The sequence below is a fragment of the Ruicaihuangia caeni genome, from assembly GCF_040536845.1.
GTDB classification, from domain to species: Bacteria; Actinomycetota; Actinomycetes; order Actinomycetales; family Microbacteriaceae; genus Ruicaihuangia; species Ruicaihuangia caeni.
The window spans coordinates 2511310-2524532 of the sequence record NZ_CP159582.1 but is presented as its reverse complement, the minus strand read 5'-3'; the positions used below and the strand labels follow the sequence as shown (position 1 = coordinate 2524532).

Below are 13223 nucleotides of genomic sequence, written 5' to 3'. Positions count from 1 at the left end.
GTGCGATCCTTGGCGCATGCTGCAGGAAGGCGCCGTGATCAACCTGCCGCGCACCGGCGGCGCCTGGCGGCTGGGCCCGCTCATCGGCGAGGGCGGGCAGGGATCGGTGCACCGGCTCGATCCGCTGCCGGCAGCACACGGTGATTACACCGTCGACGACGCCGACGGTACCGCCGGCGCAGCGAGCGAGCCGCTTGCGCTGAAGTGGTACCACGATCGAGCAGCCACTCCTCGGCAGCGAGATGCGATCGAGCGGCTCATCACGCGGGGGGCGCCCGGATTGATGTTCCTCTGGCCGCTCGAGTTGGTCACGCATCCGGATGCCGGGGGCTTCGGCTATGTGATGCCGCTCCGCGATGAGCATTTCCGTCCTGTCGGCGACCTCCTGCTCGGGCGCGTCGGGGCGCCGCCGCGATTGTCGCTCGCGCTGTGCACCGGGCTCGCTCACGCATTCCTGCTGCTGCACGTCGAGGGACTGTGCTATCGCGACATCAGCTTCGGCAATGTGTTCTTCGACCCGACGACGGGTGATGCGCTCGTATGCGACAACGACAACGTCGGCGTCGACGGCGCCTCGTACACCGCGGTGCTCGGCACCAGACGGTTCATGGCGCCCGAAGTGATTCGCGGCGATGCGCTGCCGTCGGCGCAGAGCGACCTTCACTCGCTGGCGGTGCTGCTGTTCTTCATCCTGGCGCGGCACCATCCGCTCATCGGGGGTCTCGAGAGCGAGCACCGCGGACGGGATGGAGAGCTCGACCTCCTCGGCCGGCATCCGCTGTTCATCTTTGACCCGGCCGACGAGAGGAACCGGCCCGATCCGGCCACGCAGCCGGCACCGCTTGCCCGTTGGCAGCGGCTGCCGGAGTCGATCAAGGCCCTGTTCACGCAGACCTTCACCGCAGGGCTTCACGACCCGTCGCGCAGAGTGCGGGAGAGCGTCTGGCGTGCGGCGCTCACCCGATTGCGCGATGGGTTGCACGAGTGCGGGTGGTGCGGGGAGCAGCATCTCAGCGATGCGGGTGCCGTGAGCCGGTGCGCGTCGTGCCGCAGGCCGCTCGACGCGCCGGTTCGCCTTCTGGGGGAGCGGAGCTCGATCACGCTCAACCAGGGCACGCAGCTCACACGCCACCACATCGCGCGTGACTACGATCTGGCCACCGCGGTGGGCGTCGTCGTGCACGACGAGGAGCGCGGCATGTGGGGGCTTCGGCATGTCGGCGACGACCCGTGGCGGTTGGAGCGGATCGGCCACGCGCCGCTGGTGGTGCGACCCGGTCAGACCGTGGCGCTCATCGAGGGCGCGCAGCTGATCGTGGGCCGGTCGCGGTTCGTCATCTCGACGGATGCGGGCTGACCGGCTCCCGCGAAACCGCTCAAGCCCTAGCCGGCGCGCTTCCCCCTCACCCATTGTTCCAAGCCTTCGCGACGCGCTCGGCTCGAACCATGAGCTTCTGGTACTGGTCCTCGCGCAACGAGTCGTCCTCAGCCGGCGGTTCGGTGTCGTCGAAGTACGCGGTCGAGAACGTGACGAGCGTGTTGCCGAGCCGTGTGATGGTCGTCCGAAACACCTGCAGGTAGTCGGTCGCCTCGATCGTGTACGACAGAGCCGATTCCAACTGGATCGTCGGCAGCAACCGGGTGGCATCGAACTCTGCCGAGTTGGTGCGGGTGTAGGTCGCGGTCGAGGTGGTGACCCGATAGGTGAGTTCAGGGCAGTCGGCGAACGCGGTGAGCAGCTCGTCGAATCGGCGCTCGGCGGCTTCGGCGCTGCGGAACACGTCGGCACGGTCGATGGCCCTCGCGAATCCGCCGGTCTCATGGAACGAGCTCTGATCGGTGCCGCGCTGTGCGACCGGGCGGCTCTGAGGCCAGAAGATCGGTCGGCACGCAGGATCGAGCTCGGTCGGCACGATCTCAACAGCAGCGAGGTTCTCGCGCGGGGTGACCTCTCCGCCTGTGACGGCGACGATGGGCGCGAGTTCGTCCGCGGAGAGCAGCACGCTGGTGACATTGGATTCGTCGAGCAGTACCGTCTCGGCGGCGGCGACCGGATCGATCGGGCTCCGCTGGGCGGCGTACCATGCCCAGGCCGACAGGGTGCCTGCGACAAGCACCGCTGCGACCACGGACGCGAGGTTGATGAGCGGCCAGCGATCACGCGGGCTGAGCATCCCCATGTCGCTCACCCCCGCCCCATCAGCGGCTGGTATGCGTTGGCTGTGTCAACGAATGCGTTCACCAGTGCTGCGATCGATGGTCCAGCGCTGCCTTCCGGAAGCTCGACTGTCCAGTGGCAGACGACGAGGTTCAGGTCGCGACCGCAAACCCGAAACTCGGTGCGGTCGCCGAAGGCCAGCCCGGTCTCGAGCACCTCGATCCCGCCCTCGTACGTGAACACATCCTGCACATCGACAACAGGAGTCAGTGTCTCTCCTTTCGAGGTGGTCTCGAACCCGGCTTCGCACGAGGCCGGCGCGAGTGCGCGGAGCGCGCCGGCCGCGATCTCTGGCGTGGGGTAGATGCGTCCGTATGAGGTGACGGAGCCGTCGTAGCCGTTCCAGGCATATCCGCCGTACACCGAGCTGCCGCTCGCCGCTGCGTTGACCCCGGTGCCGTTCGTGCCGGGTGAGTACCACAGCAGAGGCGCGCATTCAGCAGCGCTGGCTGTGGTCTCAGCCGGGGTGACTTCGGTGACGCCCCAATCGGAGGGAGCCGAGATGTCAGTCGATGCGGGCGACATCGAGCGAAGTGCATCCTCGTCGAGCACGAACAATGCGACCTCGCCCTCGGTGAACAGGGCGCCGGCGCTGGCGGTGAGCTCACCGGGCTCAGGCGGTGGGGGAGGCCCTCCCAAGATGATCGGCACCGTGATCGCCGCTGCCGCGAGTGCGAGGGCCCCCGCGACCACGGCGGGCCAGGGCGTCCGCAGCCACATCGGCCACCCACGGGCGCCGGGCGCGGATGGAGCCGAAGCGGGTCGGGGGGCACGCCGGGTAATCGGGCCCGCGGGCGCCTCGAGGCCTGTTGCCGGTGCGCCGTTCGGAGGCGCGAGCAGGGCGAGCTGCTCGAGCGACGGCCGAAACCCCTGTGGAACAGGCTGATGATTCCTTGGCACAGGCTGATGATGCTGTGGAGCAGGCGGCTGCAGGAGACTGCGGGTGGGTGCTGATTGGGGAGGCGCGAGCGCAGCGAGTGCCGGATCGGTCGGCGCGGGTGCGACGAGCACGCTGCCCTCCACGCCGACTGTTCGCGATTCGTCGAACTCGGGACCGAGCACCGTCTGCGGCATCGCTCCGCTGTCGGCCGTCGCATCCGCACCGGCGCCGGCTGCGCCCGTGCTGCTCGCCGAGGCCGACACGGCCGCGCAGTTTGTGACATCGCGGTCTGCGACATCCTCGGCGGCGGGTTCCGACTGCGAGAGCTGGTCGCTGACCTCCTCGGTCATCTGCGCGGTGGCCGAGGCGTTGAACGCCGTCGCCCAGCTGTGCGCGGCCAGCGCGGCATCGCGCAGCGAGAGCCCCGCCTGCACCAGTTGGTCGAACCAGGCGCGGATCTCATCGGGTGTGGCTGCGACAGCCGGATCGGAGTCTCGGATGCTGGAGGCCACTCCCAAGGCCGAGGCGGTGACGATCGCATCGATGCGCGCGCGCAGCGCTGCGTCGCTCTCCGCCGTCGCTGAAGCGGTGCCCACGGTGTCGGCGAGCACCGCCCGGAGCCGCTCCGGGCGGTCGACGATGCGGCGTCCGAACTGCGCGACGACCTCGACGAGCACGCCGTCGAAGTCAGGATCGTCGAACGGGGGTCTCGGTCGCTCGGACATCGACCATCACGCCCCACCAGGCGCGTCGCGCCGTTCAGTCGCGTCGTCGCGGACCTCGCGCGTCCAAGCGGATCCGTCCCACCAGCGCAGCGCACGCTCTTGGAGCGGATCGTCGTACCAGCCGGGGACCGGCGCGCGCGAGGCAGGATCAGGCGGAGATAACGCGTTGGCGAGCGAAGGCGTCTTCGGAGCGGCCGGCGCGGCTGCGCCATCGGGCAAGGACGCGGGGGCTCCGTCGGGGGGAGAATCGTCGACAGGACGAACCGAGCCTTCAGCCGAGGACACGCGGTTCACAGATGCCGGCCCCGTTGCGTCGCCTCCCGGCTGCGCGGCGGTATCCCGGCGGTCGACGAAGTACAGGCATAGCGCGAACAGCAGCAGAATGACGGCGTTCGAGTAGCTCGCGAGCTCGGGCTCTCCGGCGAAGATCGGCACACAGGCGATCAAGATGACGAAGTACGCGAGGGGCAGCATCCGGAACCGCTGGGGGAGGCTCGTATCGCGCGACATCGCGATGCCCAGCACAACGCCGGCGGCCAGGATGATCCACGCGAGGATGCCGGTGGCGAAGAAGGCTTCGGGGATGATCAGCGTCAGCAGCCCCGACACGAGCACCGCCGCGAAGAGCGCCGCGAGCGCCCATGCCGCGATGCGCGCGACCTTGCTGCCGGCGGTCAGCCCGCTCAGCGCGAAGATCGCCCATCCGGCGGCGACCGCGAGCGAGTCGATGATCGCGAGCACGGTGAACAGGGCAGGAGCGTCCTCCACGATCAACGTGCCGACGAAGCGGCACAGCGCAGCGATCGCGAATACGATCGCGGCGGCCTGCGCCGGGGGCCCGAGTCGCGACAGAGCGCCCGGCATTCGTATCACTCCTGGGCGCGCTTCCCTCCAGCGGGCGGGAATGGCCTCGCCAGGGGGAGCTGAGGGCGCAGAAGGAACACGGGGCAGAGCGTCATCGCTCATCGCGGCCTCCTCATCGGGTATGCAAAGGCCTGTTCGGGTGCTCACAGCATAGGACCAGGCGCCCCGAGAGGCGAGAGTCGATCACTGTTGCTTCAGCGGCACTTCAACGCCCCTTCAGGTCAGCGGTGACTTGAGACAGCAAGGCCCGAGACGATAGGCTGAGGAGTCGCTTTGTGCGCACTTTCACTACCCACCCGCCGTTGTCGTCTCGACAGATGAGGTTCAACGGCCCGATAAATGTCCACTACGGAGCACTAACTACATGACAACCGCAACGACCAAGGCGCCCAAGCAGGTCGCGATCAACGACATCGGATCTGCTGATGACTTCCTCGCCGAGGTCGAGAAGACTCTGAAGTTCTTCAATGACGGCGACCTCATCGAGGGCACCGTCGTCAAGATCGACCGTGACGAGGTGCTCCTCGACGTCGGTTACAAGACCGAGGGTGTCATCCCCTCCCGCGAGCTCTCCATCAAGCACGACGTCGACCCGAACGAGGTCGTCAAGGTCGGCGACACGGTCGAAGCCCTCGTCCTCCAGAAGGAAGACAAGGAAGGCCGCCTCATCCTGTCGAAGAAGCGCGCTCAGTACGAGCGTGCCTGGGGCGATGTGGAGAAGATCAAGGAAGCCGACGGCGTCGTGACCGGCCAGGTCATCGAGGTCGTCAAGGGCGGCCTGATCGTCGACATCGGCCTGCGCGGCTTCCTCCCCGCCTCGCTCATCGAACTGCGCCGCGTGCGCGACCTGACCCCGTACCTGGGCCAGGAGCTCGAGGCGAAGATCCTGGAGCTCGACAAGAACCGCAACAACGTGGTGCTGTCGCGCCGTGCGCTCCTCGAGCAGACGCAGAGCGAGAGCCGCACGAACTTCCTCAACAACCTGCACAAGGGCCAGGTCCGCAAGGGCGTCGTCTCGTCGATCGTCAACTTCGGTGCGTTCGTCGACCTCGGCGGCGTGGACGGTCTCGTGCACGTCTCCGAGCTCAGCTGGAAGCACATCGAGCACGCCAGCGAGGTCGTCGAGGTGGGCCAGGAGGTCACCGTCGAGATCCTCGAGGTCGACCTCGACCGCGAGCGCGTGTCGCTCTCGCTGAAGGCGACTCAGGAAGACCCGTGGCAGGTGTTCGCCCGCACCCACGCGATCGGCCAGGTCGCGCCGGGCAAGGTCACGAAGCTCGTGCCCTTCGGTGCGTTCGTTCGCGTCGCCGACGGCATCGAGGGCCTCGTGCACATCTCCGAGCTCTCCTCGAAGCACGTCGAGCTCGCGGAGCAGGTCGTCTCGGTGGGTGAAGAGGTCTTCGTGAAGATCATCGACATCGACCTCGACCGCCGCCGCATCTCGCTCAGCCTCAAGCAGGCCAACGAGGGCGTCGACCCCGAGGGCACCGAGTTCGACCCGGCGCTCTACGGCATGCTCACCGAGTACGACGAGCAGGGCAACTACAAGTTCCCCGAGGGCTTCGACCCGGAGACGAACGAGTGGAAGGAAGGCTTCGAGACCCAGCGCGAGAAGTGGGAGCAGGAATACGCTGCCGCCCAGGCTCGCTGGGAGGCCCACAAGAAGCAGGTCGCGGCCGCCATGGCTGCCGAGGCCGACTTCGGCGGTGCGGCTGCAAGCGGTTCGTTCACGAGCGAGTCGGCTGGCGCCGGCACGCTCGCCGACGACGAGTCGCTGGCCGCGCTTCGCGAGAAGCTCTCCAGCAACAACTGAGCCTAGACGTTCAGTGAAGCGGCCGGTCCCCCCACGGGGGCCGGCCGCTTCTGTTCGAGGGCACGGGTCGTGGCGGCGCCTGTCCATCGCGCCTCGACGCGGATGGCAGACTGTCGGAATCATGAGCACCTCAGCAAGGAGGCCGGGCCGGCCGCAACGTGGCACCCGCACCATCGACCGCGAGATGATCGGCGAGGCGACGGTGCGCGTGCTGAGCACCCTCGGCGCCGGGGAACTCTCGATGTCCAAGATCGCGGCGGAGCTCGGGGTGCGCTCGCAGAGCCTGTATCACCACGTGAGCACGCTCTCCGACGCGGTGAACGCTGCCCGGAGCGTGCTGTGTGCGGCAGTCGACCTCCGCGTGTTCGAGACCGACGACTGGCACGACGCCGTCGTACGCTTCGCTGACACCTACTACCTGGCGTTCAGCCCGCTCAGGCAGGCGAGCTCTGTCTTCTTCTTGCATCGCATCACCGACCCGACGACCCTGCGGGTGTACGAGTCGTTCCTCGCGCGGGCCGAGCGGGCAGGGCTCACCGGCGCTCCGGCACTGCAGCTGCTGCTCGATGTCGAGCACAGCGTGTTCTCGCTCATCTTCGAGCAGACGTCATGGAGCACGCTCTTCTCGTCCGAGGCCATCGAACAGGGCGACTTCCCGCGACTCGAGGCCTCGCTGCCGCAGCGCGACCTCGGTTCCGATGCGATCCGCGCACGCGTTCGGAAGGTCGCGCTGAGTCTGGTCCGAGGAGTCTGAGCCGCACGCCAAGGGCGCGTTGACAGCATCCTTCGCCGCCTATATCTTCATCGTGAAGATTATTTCCGGCGGACGAAGGAGTCCCGTGGTCACTCGTGACCTGGCGCTTGTGAACGCGCAGCTCATCACCAACACCGAAGCGGACGCCGAAGCGACCGCGGTGCTCGTGACCGGCGGACGGATCGCGCTGCTCGGCCGCGACGCGCACGTGAGCGCGCGGGCGCGCGACCTCGGCATCGAGGTGCGCGACCTCGAAGGCGCGGTGATCACCCCCGGCCTGTTCGACTCGCACACCCATCCTCATTGGGCGGCCGAACTGACCCGAGGCATTGACTTCGGCGGAATCGACACCGTCAGCGAACTGCAGGCGGCCACCGCCGCCTACGCTGCGACACTGCCTCCGGGCGCCTGGGTCGTCGGCTGGAATCTCGAGTTCGACGCCTTCGCCGACACGGGAGTGAACGGCAGACTGTTCGACCACGCCTGCGATGGCCGGCCGTTCGCGGCCATGTTCTACGACCTGCATACGGCGATCGCCAATCCGGCGGCGCTCGCAGCGGCGGGGATCGTGAACCGTCCGCGGTTCGATGACACGTCCGAGCTGGTCGTCGACGAGGCGGGCGAACTCACCGGAGAGCTTCGCGAGTCCACGGCGTATCGACTCGTCTTCGACGTGATCCCTCCCCTCGGGCACGACGAGGAGCGAGACCGACTTCGAGATATGTTCCGGCGCTTCACGGCGGTCGGACTCACCGGCGGCGCGATCATGGACGGCAAGCCGCGAACAGTCGACCTCATCGAAGAAATCGAAGCGCGCGGAGAGCTCGATCAGCGACTCGTCGTGCACCACTGGCACGCCGTGCACGACGATGACGCGGCGATCACCCGCGTCATCGCAGCGAAGGATCGACGAGGGACCCTCTGGGAGACCAACGCGGTCAAGCTGTTCAGCGACGGTGTCATCGACACCGGAACGGCGCTGCTCCACGAGGCCGATGCCTGCGGCGACGGCGAGCACGCCTTCTGGCCGGACTGGGGTCGCTTCCAAGAGGTCGTGCGCGCATATCACGACGCGGGCATGCTCATCGCGACGCACGCCGTCGGCGATCTCGCAGTGAATCAGGTGCTCGAGACGTATCGGGGCCTCGCCGAGCGCGACGGGTCGCCGGCTCACTCGATCGAGCATCTCGAGGTACTCGCCGACGAAGATCTCACGGCGCTCGCGGGATCGGGCATCACGGCCTCCATGCAGCCGCTCCACATGCAGTGGCGCGCGCCCGATCTGAGCGACAACTGGGCGGCGCGACTCGGCACTCGCGCCGGCACCGGTTACCGAGTGCGGGCCGTGCTCGACACCGGCACGCGAGTGGTGCTCGGCTCCGACTGGCCGGTCGCGCACTACGACCCTCGCATCGGCATGGCGTGGGCACGCGGCCGTCACGCGCCCGAATCGGCATCGGCCCACGTGTTCGAACCCGATCAGCGGCTCACCGGCGATGAAGCGCTCCGCGCCTACACGCTGTGGCCGGCACAGGCTCGGGGATACATGGATCGGGGCCTGCTCGCGCCGGGCGCGGTCGCCGATCTCACGATCTGGGGCGGTGATCCGGTCGCCGCCAGCCCCGAAGAACTCATCGCTATCGAGATCGTCGCCACCATCGTCGACGGCCGGATCGTCCACGACTCCACCCCAGCGCCGATGGCGGCTTCCAGTTCACGCCCCTGACCCCTCACCACTCACCACTCACCACTCACAGATTGGTACAGCGATGCAACACGACGACGTGCTCACGGTGCTCGAATCCGACGAAGCGCTCCACGGGCGATTCACCGGCGGGCAGCTGCTCTCGCTCTCCGTCTTCACCCTCATCATTCCGGTCATCGCGCTCATCGCGGTGGGGAGCTCGCTCGCATGACTCGGCAGCGCGAATTCACCGACACCTCGACCATGCCGCTCACCCGCGCGGAGAAGAAATGGGGGTTCCTCGCGACGTTCGGGAACACCACCTCCGCGGCGATCGCGACGTGGAGCTTCGTCGCCGGCGCGACGGTCGCGTACTACCTCGGCACGGTCCAGGGCATCATCACGACCATGGCCGGCGTACTCATCGGGCTGTTCCTCGTGCTACTCGCGGCCCTGCCAGTCTCGCAGCGCTACGGGCTGGAAGCGGTGCGCTCGCTCCGCCCCTCGTTCGGAGTGCGCGGCAGCGTCTTCGGGGTGATCCTCGTCTTCGCGACGCTCATCGGCTGGAACTCCGTGCTCGCCATCGTGCTCATGCAATCCGCATCGGCCACCATGCAGACCATGGGGGTGCTCCCAGATGGCGCCGCCCAGTTCGCCCAGATCGCGATCCTGGTGCTTGCAGTGGCACTCGTATTCGTCATCGTGAGCCGCGGCGCGGGCGCGCTCAGGTGGGCGGGGCCGGTCATCACCGTCGCGGTGATCCTGCTCGGGATCCTCATGCTCGTGTTCCTGCTCACGACCTTCGGCTGGGAGGCGATCGTAGCCGCGGAACCGCTCGCGCCGTTCGAGCAGTCGCACCTGAACGTGATGATCATCGTCGAACTCGGTGTCGCGAGCGGTCTGTCGTGGTGGCCGTACCTCGGAAGCATCACGCGGTACAGCCGCAGCGTTAACTCGGCGATTGCGCCGAGCCTGCTCGGCCTCGGCGTCATCATGTCGCTCGTCTGCGGCCTCGGGGTCATGACCATGCTCATGCTCCCGGATTCGGGCGGCAACCCGGTCTTCCTGCTCGCGAACACCGGCGGGGTGTGGTTCGGCCTCGGCGGGCTGCTCTTCCTCTTCTTCGCGAACATCGGCACCATGATGGTCGGCACCTACACGAGCGTGCTCGCGCTCAAGCAGACCCCTGGCATCGAGTCGCGCATCAGCTGGCGGGGCGCGACGGTGCTCACGCTCGTGCCCGTGCTCATCGTCTCGATCTTCTTCGGTGACGCGTTCCTCGCCTCGTACCCGACCTTCCTCGCGTTCTCCGGCGTGCTCATGGCCCCGATCTGCGGCATTCAGATCGTCGACTATTTCGTCATCCGCAAGCAGTCGCTCGACGCGAGCGGCCTGTACTCAACCACTCGCGGCGGCAGCTACTGGTACTCGGGCGGCTTCAATATCGCCGGGTTCGCCGCGATGATCGTCGGCATGGTGGTGTTCTTCGTCGTCTTCGACCCCATCGCGTATGTGCCGCGTGATGGGTTCGGATTCCTTGGGGCCAGCATCCCGAGCGCGATCGTCTCGGGAGTCGTCTACTACCTCGCCTTCCGGGGCGTGCGGACACGGGTGCCCGCACGGTGAGCATCGATACGGATGTGCTCGTGCTCGGTGGCGGGCTCGCAGGGCTCGCCACCGCCGATGCCCTCCGCGAGTCGGGACGCGCCGTCACGCTGCTCGAGGCGCAGGGCCGACTCGGCGGGCGCACCCACGGCGAGTACTGGAAGCCCGCGGGCCGCCGCATCGACCTGGGCGGCACCTGGCTGCTCCCATCGTTCACCGAGTCGTTCGGGCTGCTGCGTGAACTCGGCATCGGCACGCTCGACTCTCCCGAGCCCGCCCGCTGGCTGACGCACTTCCGCGACGGCACCGCGAACCGCGAACAGCTGACGCTCGGGGAGCGAGGCGAGCTCGAGGCCGCGCTCGCCCGTCTCGGCGGGTTCGTCGGAAGGGAGCCGATGCCCGTCTCGGCTGAGCGGGCTCTCGAATCCGCCCGGTCGGGCGATGCACCCATGAGTGCGCTCATCGAGGACTGGCTGCGCGCCACGCAGCGATACCTCGCCGGGGCCCCGCTCGAAACGGTCGATGCCGATCATCTGCTCCTTCCGCCGGACGACATCGCGGACCCTGAGCATTACCGCACCCAGATTGAGGGCACGACCCGCACGCTCGTGACGGCGCTCGCGGAGCGGAGCACCGCCGATGTGCGGCTCGGTGTCGGCGCCACAGGAATCGCCCGTTCTGGCGACCGCCTCCGCGTGGCGACGGATGCCGGGCCAGCACTCTCTGCCCGGCACGTCGTCGTCGCGCTCCCGCTCAACTGCCTGCGCGATCTCTCGCTCGAACCGGGCGTGCTCGGGGAATACGCCGAGCTCGCCGCGGCCGGGCACGCGGGTGCCTCGCACAAGGACTGGCTCATCCTCGACGGAGTCGAGGAGCACTTCCGCGTCTTCGGCTCGCACGGGCCATACGGGTACTTCCGTTCGGAGGAGCGGCTCGCCGACGGCGGCATGCTCTGTGTCGGGCTCGCACCCTCGGCCGATGGCGTGCTCGGCACCGACGAACTGCAGTCGGAGTTGCGCGCGAACTACGTTCCGCGCGCGACGATCCGCGCACGCACGAGCCACAATTGGAACGCCGACCGGTACGCGCGAGGCACATGGTTCGTGCCGCGGCCCGGCCAGTACGCGACCCTCGACGGCCTCATCGCCGGCTCGCCCCGGCTGCAGCTCGTCGGCGGAGATCTCGACCCGGAGTTCCCCGGCACGATCGAGGGCGCGCTCCGCAGCGGCCGTCGCGCCGCACAGCACCTGCTCGCCTCGAACTGAAAGAACCATGCCCGCACATACCGCCCACCCAGGAATGATCAACGGCCGCGTCTCCCACTGGTGGGAGACGATCGGCGCGCCGGCGAGCCGCGCTCCACTGCCGGGCGACGCGCGCTGCGACGTGGCGATCGCCGGCGCCGGGTACACCGGGCTGTGGACCGCCTACTATCTCAAGCAAGCACAGCCCGACCTCGACATCGCGATCATCGAACAGGAGCACGCCGGTTACGGCGCATCGGGCCGGAACGGCGGCTGGCTCACGAACTCGATCACCGGCGGACGCACGCAATACCTGCGCAGCCATGGCCGAGACGCAGCCGAACGCTTCCAGCGCGAGATGAACGCGACCGTCGACGAGGTGATCCGTGTCACGCGTGCGGAGGGAATCGACGCCGACGTCGTCAAGGGCGGCGAGTTCAATGTCGCCTACACCCCGGCGCAGGAACGGCGGCTCCGGGCGTTCGCCGCGGCGGAGCAGTCGTGGAACCACACCGACCTCCGACTGCTCGAGGCCCCCGAGGCGCAGTCGAAGATCAACGTCGCGAACACGCGCGCAGCGGTGTGGCATCCGCACGCAGCTCGGATTCAACCCGCGAAGCTCGCCGCCGGACTCGCCGACGCGGTCGAGCGGCTCGGCGTGCGGATCTACGAGCAGACCAGGGTGCAGGAGATCGAGCCGCGCACCCTCCGCACATCACGCGGAGTGGTCACGGCCGACATCGTCGTCCGTGCGACCGAGGGCTTCACCGCGCGCCTCAAGCGCGAGCGACGCACCTGGCTCCCCATGAACTCGTCGCTGATCGCCACCGAGCCGCTCCCTGCCGAAGTGTGGGATCAGCTGGGCTGGAACCAGGGCGAGGTGCTCGGCGACTTCGCACACGTCTACATGTACGCGCAGCGCACCGCTGACGACCGCATCGCCCTCGGCGGCCGCGGCGTGCCCTACCGGTACGGCTCGCAGACCGACAATGACGGATCGACGCAGGCCATCACCGCGACGACCCTCGGCGAAATCCTCTACCGGCTCTTCCCGCAAGCCGCGGGCGCGCGCATCGATCACCTGTGGTCCGGCGTACTCGGAGTGCCGCGCGACTGGGCGGCCACTGTCGGTCTCGAACGCCAGACCGGCATGGCCTGGGCCGGCGGCTACGTCGGCACCGGAGTCACCTCGACGAACCTCGCGGGCCGCACCCTCACCGACCTGATCCTCGAGCGCAGCACCGATATCGTCGATCTGCCGTGGGTGAACCACCGGGTGCGCCGATGGGAGCCCGAGCCGCTGCGGTGGATCGCGACGAAAACGCTGTACGCGGCCTACGGCATGGCGGACCAGAGCGAACTCGCCGGGCGCGAGACCACGTCCCCGATCGCACACCTTGCCGACTTCGTCACAGGAAAGCCCTGACCGCGCGCTC

Annotated in this window: 11 protein-coding genes; 8 read left to right on the top strand and 3 right to left on the bottom strand. The window is 68.2% G+C overall.

The window, feature by feature from the left end; all coding sequences use genetic code 11:
- The first annotated feature begins 16 nt into the window (after positions 1-16).
- Entirely contained in the window at positions 17-1357 is a 1341-nt protein-coding gene (locus ABV606_RS11760) for a protein kinase domain-containing protein (protein WP_281487871.1), read from the top strand.
- 46 nt (positions 1358-1403) lie between these two features.
- Here the strand turns inward: ABV606_RS11760 and ABV606_RS11755 are convergent, their stop codons facing one another.
- The 3 genes from ABV606_RS11755 to ABV606_RS11745 are packed head-to-tail and all read right to left on the bottom strand — an operon-like array spanning position 1404 to position 4687.
- Positions 1404-2180 carry a sensor domain-containing protein gene (locus tag ABV606_RS11755; RefSeq protein WP_353988837.1) on the bottom strand — a complete coding sequence of 259 codons (777 nt, stop codon included), beginning with the start codon at positions 2178-2180 and terminating at the stop codon, positions 1404-1406.
- A 5-nt stretch (positions 2181-2185) separates the two neighbouring features.
- Positions 2186-3823, bottom strand: coding sequence for a hypothetical protein (locus tag ABV606_RS11750; protein WP_353987842.1), 1638 nt, complete (start codon positions 3821-3823; stop codon positions 2186-2188).
- Positions 3824-3829: 6 nt separating this feature from the next.
- Positions 3830-4687, bottom strand: a complete 858-nt coding sequence (locus ABV606_RS11745) for a DUF2510 domain-containing protein (protein ID WP_281487874.1) — start codon at positions 4685-4687, stop codon at positions 3830-3832.
- Positions 4688-5051: 364 nt separating this feature from the next.
- Here ABV606_RS11745 and rpsA point away from each other — a divergent pair, with 364 nt between their 5' ends.
- The 7 genes from rpsA (at position 5052) to ABV606_RS11710 (ending at position 13213) form a co-directional block, all read left to right on the top strand.
- Positions 5052-6500 carry a 30S ribosomal protein S1 gene (gene rpsA, locus ABV606_RS11740; RefSeq protein ID WP_353987841.1) on the top strand — a complete coding sequence of 483 codons (1449 nt, stop codon included), beginning with the start codon at positions 5052-5054 and terminating at the stop codon, positions 6498-6500.
- Positions 6501-6621: 121 nt separating this feature from the next.
- Positions 6622-7254, top strand: a complete 633-nt coding sequence (locus tag ABV606_RS11735) for a TetR/AcrR family transcriptional regulator (RefSeq protein ID WP_353987840.1) — start codon at positions 6622-6624, stop codon at positions 7252-7254.
- Between the two features lie 85 nt (positions 7255-7339).
- Positions 7340-8980 (top strand): amidohydrolase, encoded by a 1641-nt coding sequence (locus ABV606_RS11730; RefSeq protein WP_353987839.1) that lies wholly within the window; start codon positions 7340-7342, stop codon positions 8978-8980.
- Between the two features lie 43 nt (positions 8981-9023).
- Positions 9024-9170, top strand: coding sequence for a hypothetical protein (locus ABV606_RS11725; RefSeq protein WP_281487878.1), 147 nt, complete (start codon positions 9024-9026; stop codon positions 9168-9170).
- Positions 9167-10564, top strand: a complete 1398-nt coding sequence (locus ABV606_RS11720; protein WP_281487879.1) for a cytosine permease — start codon at positions 9167-9169, stop codon at positions 10562-10564. Before ABV606_RS11725 ends, ABV606_RS11720 begins: the two co-directional genes overlap by 4 nt.
- Positions 10561-11808 carry a flavin monoamine oxidase family protein gene (locus tag ABV606_RS11715; protein WP_353987838.1) on the top strand — a complete coding sequence of 416 codons (1248 nt, stop codon included), beginning with the start codon at positions 10561-10563 and terminating at the stop codon, positions 11806-11808. Before ABV606_RS11720 ends, ABV606_RS11715 begins: the two co-directional genes overlap by 4 nt.
- A gap of 34 nt (positions 11809-11842) precedes the next feature.
- Positions 11843-13213 carry an NAD(P)/FAD-dependent oxidoreductase gene (locus ABV606_RS11710; RefSeq protein ID WP_281488125.1) on the top strand — a complete coding sequence of 457 codons (1371 nt, stop codon included), beginning with the start codon at positions 11843-11845 and terminating at the stop codon, positions 13211-13213.
- The last annotated feature ends 10 nt before the right edge of the window (positions 13214-13223 follow it).